This window comes from Nostoc sp., from assembly GCF_036917275.1.
Classification (GTDB): Bacteria; Cyanobacteriota; Cyanobacteriia; order Cyanobacteriales; family Nostocaceae; genus Nostoc.
The window spans coordinates 1-17,124 of record NZ_JBALDF010000010.1; the positions used below are offsets into that span (position 1 = coordinate 1).

Consider the following 17,124-nt stretch of genomic DNA (forward strand, 5'->3'; position numbering starts at 1 on the left):
CTAAAAAGATGAGACACAGAGGTACTGGACAACGAGCCGAAGCTCCGAAATTTCATATTACTAATCAGCTTTTTAGCCTTAACTGAACCGTATTGGGATATAGAAGATCCCATTGAGGACTTCCCATATATCGATCTCACGCTTGCGACCACCTGGTTTGGGTTCTGGAATCATGTCACTGATAAATTCATATTGGATGCGGGTCAGATTGCTGGGGTATGCTTTACTCATGTCGCTCTCTCGGTGCTGTCTACTATCTATTTACAGCGTATACTGAGAGAGCTTTTTTACCATCTCTCCCACTTTTCAAACAACCTCTTAGAGCGGCGTGTGGAAAGAGCGTTTTTTGAAGCGGTGAAGGCGCTGGCAGAATTACGCGATCGCCGACTTTACCGTTCAAGTCACCGCACGTTTGAAGATTATTGTCGTGAGCGCTTTGGTCATAGTCGCCAGAAGTCAAATTATCTGATTGCAGCAGCTGATGTCTACGAGAATTTGACAACAATTTGTTGTCAAAATTTGCCGCCTGAAGATTTGACAACAAATGGATCACAAATTTTACCCACTAGTGAAGGGCAAGTCCGACCCATTACAAAGCTAGAACCTCAAGAACAGTGGGAGGTATGGCAACAGGCAGTAGAACTTGCTGGTGGGAAAGTGCCAACTGGTAGAATCGTCAAAGATGTGGTGCAAAGGATGATGGAGCGAACCCAAGTACCGAACACCTACCAAATCGGGGAAGTCTGCCAAATTCTTACCAAGGACAACCCAGAACTCAGAGGTAAAGGTGGCTGCTGGGGGATAGTCGCAAGAGTGAATGACTTTAGTTGCACCGTGAGAGCCTGGGATGGCGAGTATGCCGTTGGGTTGCAGCATCTCAAATCTTACAATTACCTGCCTGCCGAATGTCAACAGGTTCGAGAGATTAGCGATCGCATCAGTCGAGTGTATTCAAGTGTATTGGAGGAGTCGGTGCAGAAGTTTTGGAGATGCTGGGCAAGCTGAATCGTGCTTATTTGACGGATTTGGAAGAGAAAGTGTTGAGTCTTCTGGAGTTGGAAATCATACCATAATGCTGCAAGTGATTAATTTTGGGATTCAAGGGATTCTACAAAGTAGAATTTTGACTTGTGCATTTATACAAGTAAGAGTGAGATTTTGGTATTGATTATTAGGGAAAGAGCAACTCTCGAACAAGTGGAGTTAATGCTGCAAACTTTGCGAGTTTACATTAAAGTGGCAGTAGATATAGAAAGAGGGATTTTAGCTGGAGGAGGAGAGAAACACGCTTTCTGTGAAGCAGCATTGCTCGAAGACGGTAGTAGACAGCGAGATATCTGGACTCCCTTTGACCAATCGATAGCTTATGAATCGATTATTAACATACGTCCAAGCCAAAATAATCGCTCAATGGTAATTCAAGACCCAGCGATTCGAGAACGTATTAAAAAAATAACTCAGGAGTTAATTGGTGGATATGAACCAGAATTTAGATGAAAAACAAGCACGGTTTCAAAGCGAAAATACATCAAATCGTTTAGGACACATAGCTTCTAATTTAGCCAGGATTAGAACATTTTGTAACACTGCTTACCCGAAAGCGGTCGCTCTGGTGGCAGATGAAACTATATGTTTTATCGAATGGACAGCAGCAGAAATTGAACCAGAATATGCCGAAGAATTGGTTAACATTCAAATTCAACTAGCACGTTGGAAATTAAAATTTGATAGTCTTTGGTTTAATGAGAGCGAACGCAAAAATATGTCCGAGCAAGCGAGTACTTGGTCAGAGCAAGTATTAGATATGTCAGGATTGTTGTCCCAATCTGCCTGAATCTGCTATTACTTGCATCCAAAATGGTAGGATTTCACCAAAAATGTAAGATTGCGTGATGCGATTTATAATCGCAGACATAGCTTATGCGCCAAATAGCACCAACACTCACAGCAGATGGAGCAATAAAAAGTGGCGGTTAGGGAAATTTTGAGGGTAATTAAATCATCATTTAGATTGAAGAAGTACCTCACATTGCACGAACTATTTCAATACCGATTCAACCACTGTGCATGAAGGGAACAGGAAACATGGCTGTAACTTTAGTTAATCTTAGAGTTAACCATCATTCGATTGTTGATGATTTTTATTATGAAAATCTTGAGCATTTAATGCAAAACTTTGAACAAATGGTTATTAGTCCTGCTGAAAGCATGGCACAAGAGTTATTAGAGTGAAAACGTAAGGACGCTATAAAAGAGCATAAATAGCTAGGGTATATAGTATCTATTAAGCTATTGATTATATATATTTATCGGTTATTTATTTTATTGGTTTATTATACTTAGGCTTGCTTCTCTTTATAATTCTGTCTGCTTTCTTCTGTGCTTCTTGAATAGTCTTCATTTTATCAATTTTAATTTTTAACCCTGGAACATAACTTTTCCAGGTACTAAGTGTTTTTGAATAGTTGTATAAACGTCTCCTCTTTTTGCTACTCCTGTATAATTATTCCTACCTGCTTTAGTTAAAATTTTATAAACTATCGGTTTCTCGCTAGATAACTGAGCAATTCCTTCAAGATTAAAATTTACGGTTTTTGTTTGTAATTTTAAATTTTTAGTATTATCTAATGATTTATCATTTATAACAATACGTATAAATTAGTCATGAACACTACTACTTACTAAAAATATATTTTTGCTATCATACAAAAATGATACTGGCATACTAAAACTATACTGATAATTTTACAATATGACTTCATTTAATGAATAAAATATCTGAATTTGATGTATTTTTAGCTCATAACACTCAGGATAAGCCTCAAGTAAGGTTTGTTGCGTCTGGATTGAAGCAGCGTAGACTAAAAGTATAGCTAGATGAAGAACAAATTCTTCCAGGACAAATTTTTCAACTTGAGATTCAAAAGGCAATAAGTAACGTTAACTCTGCTGTTATCTTTATTGGACAAACAGGATTAGGCAGATGGCAATATATAGAATTACAAAGTCTCTATAGTCAATTTGTGCAAGCTGAGAATGAAAAAACTATCATTCCTGTATTGTTACCAAGAGTTAATGAAATACCAAAGGATTTGCTTTTCCTTGCCCAACATCATTGGGTAAGCTTTACTAAAAAAAGTTAGAAATGGCGAAATAAAGATTGTAAATGATGGCACTTATGAAGACTATAAAGGCTTTTTACCAATTTTAGAAATGCATCTGATTAGTTTGGGAATTAGTCAAGCAAAACAAGTTTTACTAATTGCTGACGGTGCTGAATGGATTTGGAAACATATTCCTCCTCTTTTAAAGAAATTGAAATCTCCTGATGCCACTTATCAATTATTTGATTTTTACCATGTTACTGAGCGACTACATAAATTTGCTGATGTCGCTTTTAGTGATGAGAAGGAGCGGAATAATTGGTTTAAAAAGCACGGAGAACTTTAAAAAAAAGTAATGCCATGACTATAATTAGGCAGATGGATGAATTTATCTTTGAAGCTACGGGCGAACGTTGTAAAACTATGGTAATACAGAGAAATTACCTTTTACGTGCCTATCGTGAAAGGTATTTAAATTACGCTAAAGTCATAACTGACTCATGATGTCTTGTGTTTTTAGATTCGATAGGAAATTGTCAGCCGCCAGACTGCGAAGACAATCTCACTAGTTGCATTAAAGCCTTTTGTATCAATATAAGCATCTAGCTTAAGTTCACTTCCAAATCCGCAATCGGAAACTGCTCCTTATACCAATTCAGATTTAAGCCAAAAGGTAGGGTAATTCTTTAGGTGTTACATTTACGCTAAAGAAGCATCTAAATCCGTAGAAATTAGCACCTAATATAATATTTTGTAATGAGTCTAAAAGGAACGATCATCTTTGATATTCTTGGCACTTGCTTTAGTCTGAATAAGCCGCGTCAAGCCTTGGTTGCGTTGGGCGCTCCTGCACATACACTAGAACTCTGGTTTGCTCAAACCTTGCGCGATGCCTTTGCCCTTTCTCATGCAGGACATTATCAACCTCTCAGGCAAATTTTAGCGGCAGAACTACCGCGTTCTCTGGCTGTGATTGGAGTAGAAACAACTGAACAACAGCGATCGCAAGTCCTCGATATATTTACCCAGTTGGAGCTACAGACAGGTGCTTTGATTGCCTTTAATCAGCTGCAATCAGATGGATGGAGGCTGATTGCTTTGACAAATGGCGGCGAAGAGTCTACCCGAAAACTGCTTCAACAATCCAACGCTCTACCGTTTTTTGACCGTATCCTCTCTTGTGATGCCATTGAGAAAACTAAACCTCATCCCGATGTGTATGCACTAGCGAAACGAGAAAGCAGAGACGAAGTATGGTTAATTGCTGCCCATGCCTGGGATGTGATGGGTGCAGCAATGGCTGGTTTGCAAACCGCTTTCATTACATCATCAGAAAAAGCTTACTTGGGAGTTTACCCACAACCGACAATCGTAGCAGTTGATTTAGGCGATGCTGCTAATCAAATTATCGAATGGGTTAGTCCGCAACAACAATAATTAACCAAGCAACAAACTCACAAACTCCTTACCTAAACCCTGCCTTTGAAACTCAGGGGCTATACGAATGGCACTAAGAAAAGGGAAAATCGTTGAGGCAGTAGGGGTGCTCTTGAGCAGGGGAGAAAGAAGAAGTTTTAGGTATTGCGTTCGGATATTTAGAAATTCCGCTCTGCACCCTTGCCCCCCTGCCCCTGGAGCATCTTTACGCTGCATACTCTTCAGCTTAACAAGCGTGCCATTCGGGGCTATACCAAGTTCCATAATTTCGCAGGGGTCGCTGCGCCATTTCATCGTTGCTACACCAACCAAGTGTTCGCTGTTCCTCTAAGTCTTGCATACTCTGGAACATTATTCTGCTTAAAGGGTGAGGAATCGTTCTCCTCAATGCTTGATACTTGAATCTTGAATAGCAAAAACTATCAATTGAACCAAGTGATGAAAGATGATCGATTAGAGATGCAAGACCCCCGGCAGCAATATCCCGCTCCGCCCTTTCCCGAACAACCACAGCCCGTACCAGGACTTGCTCAAAAGATGCAGCCCCAACCGGATCACGGTGAGCAGACCTACATTGGATCTGGAAAGCTTACAGGTCGGAAGGCATTGATCACGGGAGGCGATTCTGGTATCGGGCGCGCTGTTGCGATCGCATTTGCCAAAGAAGGTGCTGATGTCGCTATTGGCTATCTTCCCAACGAGGAGGCTGATGCTCAACAGGTGATCCAATTGATTGAACAATCAGGGCGCAAAGCGGTCGCGCTTCCCGGTGACATCACCGACGAGCATTTTTGCCAAAAGCTGGTGACAGATGCAGTGCAATCTTTGAACGGTTTAGATATTCTCGTGAACAATGCTGGCGCACAGACATCTTACCCATCAATTAGCGATATCACGACTGAGCATTTCGATAAAGTGATGAAGACAAACCTCTACGCGCTATTTTGGATTACCAAAGCTGCCGTTCCACATCTCAAACCCGGAGCATCAATTATTAACACCACTTCGATTCAGGCATATCAACCTTCAGCGAGTCTGCTTGACTATGCGCTGACCAAAGCGGGCATTGAGAATTTCAGCAAATCTCTTGCTAAACAGCTGATCGAGAAGGGAGTGCGCGTTAATGCAGTCGCACCCGGCCCATTCTGGACACCGCTACAGCCGAGTGGTGGTCAGACCCAGGACAAGATCAAGACATTTGGTTCTGAAGTTCCGCTTGGAAGACCTGGGCAACCTGTGGAAATTGCTCCTGTGTATGTGTTGCTTGCTTCCCAAGAAGGTAGCTACATCACCGGAGAAGTTTATGGTGTAACAGGCGGCATCGGGATTGCCTAGTTAAAAATGTTGAAACGACTCTAAGAGAACTTTTATAAGAGTCACTGATCTTGAAAATAGGGAAAACCTTCAGATTAATTTTGGTTGGTTAACTGCGATCGCCACTGGAAAGGGCGGCTACGCCATCGCAATCGTCATGTCATGATTGTATTAGGCATTATTGCGTTGGCGCAGCCCGCCGCAGGCATCGCGGATTCCGATGAACTCTCTGGGACTGAACTCAAGAAGCTGCAAGATAAAAGGGCGAAAACCAAAACCGAACGACATCAGCAGCGCTTGGCTGAATTGTCTCGTCGCTACGAAATTGACGTGACCCTTGAGTTGGTCGAGAAAGATGATAATGGGTGGTATCCCCAACTGCGGATGCACTATTATTTGACACTGGGACGGGAATTTCTGACCAACCGTGATACCAAAAGAGCAAAAGCCCAGTTAGAAGCAGGGGAAAATTCGGTTTGTCAACCAGATTTTAACAAGGGGCAGTTATTACCTGCTGTGTTGTTACTCGAAAATCTTCAGCTGTTGCAGTTTCTTACACCAGACGTTCAGTTACGGGGAAGTGACGAAAAGATGGTGGAGTTTAAGGCACTGGCTGTTGTGCATCGGCACGTTATCAAGAATTACTTGAATGTTAGTATCTTGGAAAAACACACACCGATAGCGTAGGCGTAGCCCGTCGTAGACATCGCACAGAAATTACTTGCCAAGATTGACTTAAAACTGGACTATGTGGGTCGGTTGGGTAAGCGTGAAAATCGGGAGTGCATTTACCAGTTTGTTGCCCCTGATCATGAGCGTGATTCCATTTTTGGGCAGTGGTTAAATCGTGATGAAGCATTAAATTGTGAGTTGGTGTCAGGCAGCAATAATATAGTTTTATCGACACCAGTGATTGACACAACCTCCTCTCATATTAGAAGAGGTAGTGTCCAGTCCTCAAGGACAAACCTGGAAAGGGCTGAAACTGGAATTGCAGCAAGGCTTGGACAGCGCTGGCTCGTTCTACAATCAGTTAGTCTCCACAATCTTACGGGGCTACAAAAAGGGCTAGGATACAGATAAAATAAGCCTCATCGCCCTTTCTCCTTGCTGATAGTACTTGCGCTTATTAGGACTTAGTATCAATAATTTGGCTACTAACTCGCTTGTTTATTCCATTAAATTGACCCAGTTAGACCCATATAATCCGATATAAAAACTACTATGACGGCGAACAGTCCGCCCAGATTCTTTAATTCTATCGGCATATTTTTGGACACCCATACGTTTAACTTTTTGACCAGATATTGTAGCGCTAGTATAGGCAAGTGAGATTAATAAAATCAAAGAAATTAATCGTTGACCTGACACATTAGTAGATTCTAAATTGTAGCCACCACTCTTAAAGTCTCTAAACATCTCTTCTATATCAAATCGCTTTTTATAGGCTTTAATAGTAGATGATAAAGTGTCTAAATTAGTCAGGATAAACCATGCTTATTCGGGAGTGACTCCTAAGTATTTACGTTTCAATTTTCCAGTAATATTAAACCCAATAAAACCTGCGGTTTTTGTATATTTAACACCTTGATACGAAAAAGAACTCCTGGGGTTAATCCTAAATCTCTCAGTTGTGTCCAAATTTATGATTCTAATTCGATGAACGCATCTTTTTTAAGCCGTAAACAAAAGTACACTTTCTGCTCTCTGAGCCAGTTAGCGAGATGCACGGAACAAAATTCTCTATCCCCTAAGACCACAGCCTTATAATTTTAAAAAAGTGGTAATGCTTTTTTGAATACTGCTTGTTGTTCCGATAAATTACTTGAGCCCAACTTATCTAATAATTCAAAATATATGGGAATAGACCTCTTATCCCAAATTATACTTACAGCAGATTGCAAGTTAATGAAGTACAAAAATACCCCTCCCTAACCCTCCCCTTAGAAAGGGGAGGGAACTATATTGGGAATTTCTCCCCTTGTAAAGGGGGGATTAAGGGGGGTAAGGATGTACTTCATTTAGATGCAAAATGCTGTATCATTAAGAGATTAATACATCCCCAGTTAGTTCTGTCTATTACTACATAAACAACTTGATTCAAAGGAAAATATATTTCTAGCCAACTTTTAACTATCGGCAACCTAATCTCTTCAACATTTATATAATTTAAAGATAAAAAACGTTAGACTTTCTTTCTTCTACTTTCAAAAATTATTGGTATAGGTAAAGCAGTAGCTAATGCTTCAAGGCTTACAGTTCTTATCGATTGTAATAGATTTATCAGGATTTTTATTAATAAATATTCTGCACGTCCCAATTCTCGCTTGAGGTGTGTTTCGTAGAATTCTGGTAACATTATCATTAGATAGAGCTTGTTGCAAACAAAGGCTCTTTTTGTTTTACCATCAATTGCCATATTCTTTAACCTATAAGCTTTTCAGGGTATTTTGTCTCCCCGCAAGCTCTACGAGATGCTGCGCGTTGGCGGAAGCCTCTCGTAGAGATGGCGGTTCGTTTCCTTATCCATATTTTTCACGACTCATTTAGGATTGCTATATTCCGGGATAATGAATTGCAACTATTGATTCAGCATAATCTGACTTTCCACATCCCGTGAAAAGTCAAGATTATACCTGGGTTGATTCCTATTTGCAGTTATCGAGTTCAATTTTGATTGAGAATACAGCCAAAAACCTTTAATCCACTGCTGCTTTAGCTTTGGCTTTTGCCGTTACCTTTCGCTTCATCATCAGGCCGACTATACCTACTGCTATTGAGCCACCAGTAGTCATGGGTTCGGGGATAGGCGTGAATCCAGATACCTGAAACACAGATAATGCTTGAGGGCTGCGCAGAAACGAGTTGAAGTCCTTAGCTGCATCTAGGTTTTGAGTTTGTCTGAGTACAGCAGAGCCATAAACAATCGGAGAGTAAAGGTTGATAGGCGGAGTGTATGCAATTTTGACTTTATCAAGTGCTGTTAGAGCGTCTGTGGTGTAAACAATGCCTGCATCTACAGTGTTGCTTGACACTAATGATAGTACATTACGCACATCTGTGCCTAAGACAGGATTGAGTTGCCCGGATATCCCGGAATTGGCAAATAATTGCTGGGCGAATACTCCTGCTGGAACAGACGCAGGATTACCAATAGCCACTTTCAGCGGTAATAGGTCTTGAACGCTTGATATAGATGTGGTTGAATTTATCGGCGTGATTATAGCCAAGGTGTTGTTTAGTATGTCTTGCCTGGTTCCTTCTATTAGTAGGTTGTTAGATTGCAGATTATCTAACGGTGCTTGGGATACTGAGAAGAAGATATCTACTGGCTTTGGATTTGTTTTCGCTATGATTTGATTAGCCAGACCAATAGAACCCCCAAAGGTATTCATAAAGGTAACGTTGGGGTTGCTTTGCTGGTAAAGTGTCTCAACCTGGACTAGGGTTTCGGTCAAGCTGGCAGCAGCATATATGTTAATCGGACCACTAAATGTGGCAGCTTGTGCTGGTTTAGCTTGGATTACACCAAAACCCAAAGCAATGCTAGCGGTTGCAAGTGCTAATTTGTACCCTGTTTTCATAAATATTTTAGGTAGGTTAATGTGCGAGTTACTACAATTTTTGAAGTTCCAAATCTTGCACCCAACATTGAAAATTTGCTTTTAAATCCTGCCAGAAAACAGGCTAGCAATAAGTCATATCTGGGAAACAATCTTTTGTACTTCAGTATTTACAAGGTACTTGCACGTTCAAGAAAATGACCACTCTTTGAAAGCTTCTTTATACAAAAAATAAACCGGACTATGTACTTATACTGCTATACAAAAGCTTGAGATACCATGAAAGTAGGTAACTACATCTTAAAAGTAGGTAAATGCATCTGTACTATAGGAAAATTTTTGTATAAAGTTAGGACTTACACACTGTACAAATTAATCTTGGTATGCATTTACCATGCATAGGTCGTTTCAGGCTTTTATTAGTCATTCTTTGATAGTAAACTGCACTTTTGGGGCACAGTAATGCTTATAGGTGTTAACTTAAGCTACCAACCTTCGTAAAATCTCGTTTCCAGTCTCTGGTTGGAAATGCATACCCTGGCGGCAGAGCCTCCGAACTGGCATTCCCAGTCTGAGACTCTTAACGAGGTAACGAGACAATCTCTAAAAGCTGTTTCTAGTCAAGTTTTTACCTTAAGTTGACACCTATGAGCAATGCTGTGCCCCTACGACAGATGTGGTTTTTCAAATCAGGACTCTGTTAATCAAGCAAACCATTCACATTCAGTTAAAAATCGAAGGTTGTGCGAATCACACCCACATACTGGGTATTATTTCTGGTGTCGTTTTCCGGGTTAAGAATCACCCAAAAACCAGGAGTCACTGAGATATTATCGTTCAGTCGGTAGCGATAGAATGCTTCGATATGGTAAGCGTTGTCTCGGTCTTGACGGACATCACTGTTAGAGACACGCGGTGGTATACCAAAGAGAATTCCCGGCAAGTTACCTCTACCCCCTACATCAGGAAACGACATTCCAATCGCTCCAAACCAGACATTGGCATTGTCACCATTGTTTACAAACAGAGAATCTGTTCCACCCCTACCATTGGAAATATCACTCAAACCAGAGTTCTTGGCATTTGCCCAAATATATCCACCCCAACCGTGGATTTGGAAATTCGGGGAGAAGCGATAGAATCCCTGTGCGCCTACAATGTTGTTGGAAGTAGCAATGTTGTTGCCAAAGGGAGCGTTTGACAGAGCGCTACCCGTCCCAGCGGCGATATCGACTACTCCAGCAGGACTATAGCCATGAGAGTAGGCTACACCGATCGCTCCTTGCTTACCATAATAGGCTAAGTGCGCCAGGGCATTGTAGCCGCCATCAAATAACCCGCTGCCAGCCGATGGGACATTGGGACTGCTTGCTAAATAACCCAAGGTGAGAACGAAGTCTTTGCTAATGTTCCAGTTAGCGGCACCGCCGCCACCACCTCGCCGGAATAAGGGACTGTATGACCCAAATAGTGAGGGAACCCCATTGCCGTCGTCAGCGATTGTGGCGGGAGTGACGGTGGTTGAAATGTCAGTGTAACCAATGCCTGTGGGCCCAACAACAAAGTTAAGAGAATCACTGACTTGGAAGTAGTAACGGATGTGGGGAACAAAAAGTGTATCGTTGCTGTCGCTGTCGAAGTTCAGGCGTGTCATTCCAGTGCCTGTGGCTGCGGCAATTTGGCTTGCACCATTGGAATTCGCAAAGTTGCCAAACTCCAACCGGACTCGCAATAAATCTTTGCCGGTGAAGCTACTCTCAAAGTTGAGACGACCTCGGTTTGCAAAGTAGATACGGGATTCATCGCCATCGCCACCCACCCTATTACCAAAAGTATCACTAACGGCGGTAATAATTTGAGCATTCAGCTTAGTAGTGGTGGAAAATTGCTGTTTCTCCAGCGTTGCTGTATGTGCCTCCAGCGTATCCACCCGCCCACGGAGAGTTGTCAATTCTGCCGCAAACTCTGTTTGCAATTTTTGCAGCATTACCAAATCTTCTTTCTTGACTAAATCATTAGTACCTACAGCAATTAATTCATTCACCCGATCTAAACAGGCATTTAAACCAGCTGCAAACTCGTAACGACTCAAAGCACGGTTGCCGCGATAGGTTGCGTCAGGATAACCTGCAATACAACCATAACGTTTAACCAGTGATTGCAATGCCTGGAATGCCCAATCACTCGGTTTAATATCTGAAAATTGGGAAACAGAATTGACTTGTCCCTCCAAATTCCTATTAGCATCTGGTGCATTAGAATTATTTTCTGGAGGTGCTGCCCAAACGGCTGGAACTGCAAAAAATAGGATAAAAAAGTTATGAACAAGAATTTTTATCATTGACTTATTACTTAAAAATGGTTGAATTATGGCTTTGTAACGAAAGAGATTACACTCGAACGAAAGCTTCCAGGTTATAAGTTAACCAAGATGAAAGTTACATATTTTGAGTTTAAATTTTAAGTTTCTTAAAGCAAGGCTATGACTTTTGGCTCATTGCTGCTTTTAATAGCCGCTTCTATAATCCGCATTACATTAATTCCGTCTTCGGCAGTAACAGCAATTGGCTGATTATTAACGATTGATTTGTATACTACATCGTAATAATCTAAATAACTGTCCTGTGAACTTATTACTTTTTTAATTTTTTCCCCTGTTTTTGTACCAATTCTTTCAGTTGCATATTTATTCAATTACTTTGCAGTCATCAGTTGTGAAGAAGGTAGAAAGCAGGAGGTTGGAATTTATCATAAACTTATTTGGTTTAAGACCCCAACCATACACATAACAACAGTTTCAGTCGAAGTTGAAATCACCGTCTGAAAATATCTAAAATGTTTGAATGTGTAAATTTTGAATTTTGAATTGTTAACTGTTGCTTTCAACCCCATCTAATTCCAATCCAATTATTTGTAAAACTGTACAAAATCAAGCTTGGTGAGACAAGGGGCTTAAGCCCCTTGTTGTATGGAACCTCACAGGTAATCTGTATAAGGTTAAAACTATTTGCCAAAGTCATTTATTTTAACGAACCACAGAGGCGCAGAGAACACAGAGATCCGAATTATGAATTGCGCTACAGAGGTACTAGATGGATGTCAATTACATATCTTCTAACTCGATTCCTTTGGTTTCCTTGATAAAAAAGAGAATGAAAAAGAATGAGGTAGCTGCTGCAATTGTATAGAGTCCATAGGCAGAACCTAGACCGAAATTTTTCAGTATGGGAGGAAATGTTGTGGAAATGAGGAAATTCGCAACCCATTGCATGGCAGCAGCAACTGAAAGTGCGGCGGCTCGAATTTTGTTATTAAACATTTCTCCCAACAGTACCCAAACCACTGGCCCCCAGGAGAAACCAAAGCAAAATACATAGAGGTTGGCTGCAATCAGAGCCAGAGTCCCGGCGCTTCCGGTGAGATTTGGGTTCCCAGCAGCATCTAGGGGAGCGTTGCCAAAAAGATAAGCCATCGTCCCCAAGGTCAAAGTCATGCCAATTGAACCTAGTATGAGCAAGGGCTTGCGACCAAATTTATCCACGAAGGCGATCGCAATCAGTGTTGTAATAATATTTACAGCTCCTGTAATCACCGTGATGCTTAGGGAACTTTGTTCTGAAAACCCGACTGCACGCCACAAAACGCTGCTGTAATAGAAGATTACATTAATACCAACAAATTGCTGGAGTACAGATAAGCCGATTCCGATCCAAACAATGGGGAGGAGTCCGCCACTTCTGCTTAAAAGGTCAGAAAATTTAGGCTGGCGTTCTTGAAGCACTGTCTGCCGAATTTCTTCAATTTTTGGCAGCACATCACCCCCCAAAATCTTGGTCAGAACATTAGCAGCTTCTGGCTCCCGTCCTTTGGCAACTAAGTAACGGGGGGATTCAGGAATTGTTAAAGCCACCATGCCGTAGAATACTGCTGGCGGGACTGCTGTCCAAAACATCCAGCGCCAAGCTGGAACCCTAAACAAAAACGGCGAGTCTGCTGAACCTCCTGACACAGCGACGATAAAGTAGTCGATCAATAAGGCGATGAAAATTCCCACTACGATCGCTAATTGTTGCAGAGATCCTAATCTTCCCCGCAAATCGGTGGGAGAGCATTCCGCAATGTAAGCTGGCGCGATGACGCTGGCAACGCCGATTGCAATCCCACCCAATACTCGCCAAAAGATAAAATCCCAGATAGTGAAGGCAAACCCAGAGCCAATAGCACTGATAGTAAACAACACCGAAGCGACCACCATTGCCTTGACTCGACCATAACGGTCTGCAATCTGTCCGGCAAAGAAGGCTCCTACCGCAGATCCCAGCAACGCTAGGGAAACTGCCAGTCCAGTCTGCAAACTACTGGTGTTAAAAGCTTTTGATAGAGATAAAACCGCGCCGTTGATTACAGCAGTGTCAAAACCGAACAGAAAGCCGCCGAGGGCAGCAGCACCAGCAATCAAAATCACATAAAACGTGTTGGATTTACGACGAACAGTAGTGGAAGACATAGTTTATATATTGGGGATTGGGGATTGGGGATTGGGGATTAGGGATTGGGGGCAGGAGAGTAGAAACTAAAGGCTTATTAACGGAGTTCAAAGGCTCATTAACGGAGTTCAAAGGCTCATTAACGGAGTTCAAAGGCTCATTAACGGAGTTCAAAGGCTCATTAATGGAGTTCAAAGGCTCATTAACGGAGTTCAAAGACTCATTAACGGAGTTCAAAGGCTCATTAATGGAGTTCAAAGGCTCATTAATGGAGTTCAAAGACTCATTAATGGAGTTCAAAGACTCATTAATGGAGTTCAAAGACTCATTAATGGAGTTCAAAGACTCATTAACGGAGTTCAAAGACTCATTAACGGAGTTCAAAGACTCATTAACGGAGTTCAAAGGCTCATTAACGGAGTTCAAAGGCTCATTAATGGAGTTCAAAGGCTCATTAATGGAGTTCAAAGGCTCATCTTCTATTCTCAATGCCCAAAGACTTTGATTTTTTACCGTCTGGAACGTCTGCGTAACCGATCAATCGTTACTGCCAAAATAATTACTAGTCCTTTGACGACTAGTTGCCAGAAGTAAGATAGGTTCAACAGAGTTAAACCGTTGTTGAGAATAGCAATAATCAATGCACCTAGAAGTGTGCCGCCTATGGTACCAATACCGCCTGTGAAGCTGGTTCCACCAAGAATAACAGCTGCGATCGCATCTAATTCGTAACCAGTACCGACGATGCCACTAGCACTATAAAGACGGCTGGCACTCATGATTCCTGCTAAACCTGCCAGTAATCCACTAATACCATAGACGAATAACAAGACACGATTAACTTTAATTCCAGTTAATCGGGCAGCCCGCTCGTTACCACCGACGGCGTATATCTGCACTCCTAAAACAGTTTGCCGCAGCACAAACCAGCTAGCAATTACAGTCAGTAGTGCAATGATTACTAGCCACGGCAGAGGCCCGACATAACTATTACCCACCCAAGCAAAGTTGATGTCACGGTTAATCACCGTTGTCCCCTTGGCAACTAAGAAGGCAACACCTCGCAAGGCTGTAAGTGAACCCAAGGTGACAATAAAAGGTGGTACATCCAAAAAGGTAATGAGAGCGCCGTTGAGTAAGCCTAAAAGTAATCCTGCTAGCAAGGCAGCAGGTACAGCTGCCCAACTTAAAGCTGGCAGTAATGATACTAGCAGGGCAACTACGGCAGAAACAGCTAAGATTGACCCAACGGAAAGGTCAATACCGCCGGTGAGAATTACAAAGGTCATTCCTGTCGCCAGCACAATATTGATTGATGACTGACGCAAGATATTAACGATGTTACCGGCTGTAAGGAAGTTGGGAGAAAGGAATGCAAATAAGATGCAGATAATTACTAAAATTGGCAGAATACCTGCAACTTCCAGCAGGGTACTGATTGATTTCCGGTTGCGGGATGCGGGATTGTTGGCTGATTTATTGATAGGCGGTCTGACTGTCTGACTCATGATGCTAATACCTCCGATGCTCCAGTTGCATAATGCATAATCTTTTCTTGGGTGATTTCTTTGCCAAGACTGCCATCCAGTTCGCCTACCAGCTGCCCTTCTCGCATCACTAAAACGCGATCGCTCATGCCGACAATCTCCGATAGTTCGCTGGAAACCATTAAAATAGCAACACCTTGCGCTGCTAATTCGCTCATAATTCGGTAAATTTCGCTTTTAGCACCGATATCTACGCCGCGTGTCGGCTCATCTAACATCAGTACTTTGGGTTTAATGGCTAACCAACGCGCTAACAGTAGTTTCTGTTGATTGCCACCAGAAAGATCGAGCGCTCTAATTTCTAAATTGGCTAGGCGGATGTTAAAGTTTTCTACCGCCTCTGTTGACAGCCGATTAACTGAAGGCCAGTTAACAATTCCAGCCTTTGCATCTTGCTTAAGTGTATTGATGGCAATATTCTTGCGGGAACTCATCTCCAGAAATAAACCTTGGTCTTTGCGGTCTTCTGGGACGTAGCCAATTCCCGCAGCGATCGCATCACTGGGCGTATTAATTTCCAGTTTTTTGCCATTCAAAAATACTTCACCACTGGCCTTACGGTCAGCACCAAAAATCAGCCGGGATAGTTCTGTGCGTCCTGCACCAACCAGCCCTGATAAACCGAGAATTTCTCCAGCATGAAGTTCAAAACTAGCCGGCTCAACCTTTTTGCGGGCATCGCTCATATTTCTGACTGACAGCACGACTGGCCCCGGATTCATTTGCCGTTGATGTTCGTAAAAGTCTTGCATGGAGCGACCGACCATCATCTGCACCAATCGCTGGGGAGAAATTTCACTGCGTGTCAAACTACCAATATATTGACCATCGCGTAACACGCTAATCCGGTCAGCTAGAGCATAGATTTCTTCCATGCGATGGCTGATGTAAATAATGGCAATGCCATCACGCCGTAGTTTGCGAATTACTTCAAATAAATGCTCACTCTCGCGGTCAGATAGGGCGGCTGTTGGTTCATCCATCACCAAAACGCGGCTTTTATCCTTCAGCGCCCTGGCAATTTCTACTTGCTGCTGTTCTGCGATCGATAAAGTACCAACTATAGTCTGCGCGGTAAAATTGGCTCCCAGGCTTTCCAGCACTTGCTCTGCTTCTTGTTGCATCGCTTTGCGGTCTAAAAACTGACCTCGCCGCAACTCGCTACCCATAAACATATTTTCGGTAACGGTTAAATTAGGTGCAACATTCAGTTCTTGATAAATAAGATTTATACCCGCCTTACGTGCTGTCGCCGGATTGGTAATTTTCAGGGGTTGACCATTGATGCGAATTTCTCCTTCATCTGCAATGTAAGCCCCAGCCAGGATCTTCATCAATGTGCTTTTGCCTGCTCCGTTTTCACCCATGAGGGCGTGAACTTCTCCTGGGTAAATGGTGAGATTAACATTTTGGAGCGCAGATACACCATGAAATCGCTTGGTAATCCCTTGCATTTCTAATACAGGGGTGATGGTTGGTGCATCAGGAAATGAGGTTTCAGTACTTATTGTCATCAGCAGTTCCTCTAAAAACAATTTAAAATTTGTAATTGTGAGTTAGATATCAATAAACTCAAAAATGATCTGAAATTAAAATCATCACAAAATCATGTTTTAAAACTGACCACTATCAGGGAAACTTGTAAACGTCGTCTTCCAATATTTAGGAATTT

16 protein-coding genes and 2 pseudogenes are annotated in these 17,124 nt (G+C 42.1%); 9 read left to right on the forward strand and 9 right to left on the reverse strand.

Going from position 1 to position 17,124, the window contains the following annotated elements:
• The first annotated feature begins 330 nt into the window (after positions 1 to 330).
• The 9 genes and pseudogenes from V7K35_RS04525 (at position 331) to V7K35_RS04565 (ending at position 6,542) form a co-directional block, all read left to right on the forward strand.
• Positions 331 to 1,005: a hypothetical protein gene (locus tag V7K35_RS04525; protein ID WP_335076735.1), complete on the forward strand. Its 675-nt coding sequence runs from the start codon at positions 331 to 333 to the stop codon at positions 1,003 to 1,005.
• Between the two features lie 153 nt (positions 1,006 to 1,158).
• On the forward strand, positions 1,159 to 1,497 hold the full coding sequence (locus V7K35_RS04530) for a DUF5674 family protein (RefSeq protein WP_335076737.1): 339 nt from the start codon (positions 1,159 to 1,161) through the stop codon (positions 1,495 to 1,497).
• A complete protein-coding gene (locus tag V7K35_RS04535; RefSeq protein ID WP_335076739.1) occupies positions 1,478 to 1,834 on the forward strand; it encodes a hypothetical protein in 357 nt (118 codons plus the stop codon). The genes V7K35_RS04530 and V7K35_RS04535 overlap by 20 nt, the downstream gene beginning before the upstream one ends.
• Positions 1,835 to 2,085: 251 nt before the next feature.
• Positions 2,086 to 2,232: a hypothetical protein gene (locus tag V7K35_RS04540; protein ID WP_335076741.1), complete on the forward strand. Its 147-nt coding sequence runs from the start codon at positions 2,086 to 2,088 to the stop codon at positions 2,230 to 2,232.
• Between the two features lie 698 nt (positions 2,233 to 2,930).
• Complete coding sequence (locus V7K35_RS04545; protein WP_335076794.1) at positions 2,931 to 3,143, forward strand: hypothetical protein; 213 nt, start codon at positions 2,931 to 2,933, stop codon at positions 3,141 to 3,143.
• Positions 3,133 to 3,596: pseudogene (locus tag V7K35_RS04550) on the forward strand (ISLre2-like element ISCst1 family transposase); the annotation flags it as partial. The gene V7K35_RS04545 and the pseudogene V7K35_RS04550, both read left to right, overlap by 11 nt.
• A gap of 264 nt (positions 3,597 to 3,860) precedes the next feature.
• A complete protein-coding gene (locus V7K35_RS04555) occupies positions 3,861 to 4,541 on the forward strand; it encodes an HAD family hydrolase (RefSeq protein ID WP_335076743.1) in 681 nt (226 codons plus the stop codon).
• Positions 4,542 to 4,979: 438 nt separating this feature from the next.
• Complete coding sequence (locus tag V7K35_RS04560; protein WP_335076796.1) at positions 4,980 to 5,876, forward strand: SDR family oxidoreductase; 897 nt, start codon at positions 4,980 to 4,982, stop codon at positions 5,874 to 5,876.
• A gap of 84 nt (positions 5,877 to 5,960) precedes the next feature.
• Positions 5,961 to 6,542 carry a hypothetical protein gene (locus V7K35_RS04565; protein WP_335076745.1) on the forward strand — a complete coding sequence of 194 codons (582 nt, stop codon included), beginning with the start codon at positions 5,961 to 5,963 and terminating at the stop codon, positions 6,540 to 6,542.
• Between the two features lie 381 nt (positions 6,543 to 6,923).
• Here the strand turns inward: V7K35_RS04565 and V7K35_RS04570 are convergent.
• The 9 genes and pseudogenes from V7K35_RS04570 to V7K35_RS04610 all read right to left on the reverse strand — a co-directional run.
• Positions 6,924 to 7,747, reverse strand: a pseudogene (locus V7K35_RS04570) (IS4 family transposase); the annotation flags it as partial.
• A gap of 293 nt (positions 7,748 to 8,040) precedes the next feature.
• Positions 8,041 to 8,274, reverse strand: coding sequence for a hypothetical protein (locus tag V7K35_RS29605; protein WP_442939686.1), 234 nt, complete (start codon positions 8,272 to 8,274; stop codon positions 8,041 to 8,043).
• Between the two features lie 280 nt (positions 8,275 to 8,554).
• Positions 8,555 to 9,439 carry a molybdate ABC transporter substrate-binding protein gene (gene modA, locus V7K35_RS04580; protein ID WP_335076747.1) on the reverse strand — a complete coding sequence of 295 codons (885 nt, stop codon included), beginning with the start codon at positions 9,437 to 9,439 and terminating at the stop codon, positions 8,555 to 8,557.
• Positions 9,440 to 10,145: 706 nt separating this feature from the next.
• Positions 10,146 to 11,759 carry an iron uptake porin gene (locus V7K35_RS04585; protein ID WP_335076749.1) on the reverse strand — a complete coding sequence of 538 codons (1,614 nt, stop codon included), beginning with the start codon at positions 11,757 to 11,759 and terminating at the stop codon, positions 10,146 to 10,148.
• 128 nt (positions 11,760 to 11,887) lie between these two features.
• Entirely contained in the window at positions 11,888 to 12,112 is a 225-nt protein-coding gene (locus V7K35_RS04590) for a Gfo/Idh/MocA family oxidoreductase (protein ID WP_335076751.1), read from the reverse strand.
• Between the two features lie 409 nt (positions 12,113 to 12,521).
• Positions 12,522 to 13,925 (reverse strand): sugar porter family MFS transporter, encoded by a 1,404-nt coding sequence (locus tag V7K35_RS04595; RefSeq protein ID WP_335076753.1) that lies wholly within the window; start codon positions 13,923 to 13,925, stop codon positions 12,522 to 12,524.
• On the reverse strand, positions 13,900 to 14,373 hold the full coding sequence (locus V7K35_RS04600; protein ID WP_335076755.1) for a methyl-accepting chemotaxis protein: 474 nt from the start codon (positions 14,371 to 14,373) through the stop codon (positions 13,900 to 13,902). Before V7K35_RS04600 ends, V7K35_RS04595 begins: the two co-directional genes overlap by 26 nt.
• A gap of 41 nt (positions 14,374 to 14,414) precedes the next feature.
• Complete coding sequence (locus V7K35_RS04605) at positions 14,415 to 15,413, reverse strand: ABC transporter permease subunit (RefSeq protein WP_335076757.1); 999 nt, start codon at positions 15,411 to 15,413, stop codon at positions 14,415 to 14,417.
• Positions 15,410 to 16,966 carry a sugar ABC transporter ATP-binding protein gene (locus V7K35_RS04610; RefSeq protein WP_335076759.1) on the reverse strand — a complete coding sequence of 519 codons (1,557 nt, stop codon included), beginning with the start codon at positions 16,964 to 16,966 and terminating at the stop codon, positions 15,410 to 15,412. The genes V7K35_RS04605 and V7K35_RS04610 overlap by 4 nt, the downstream gene beginning before the upstream one ends.
• Positions 16,967 to 17,124 lie beyond the last annotated feature (158 nt).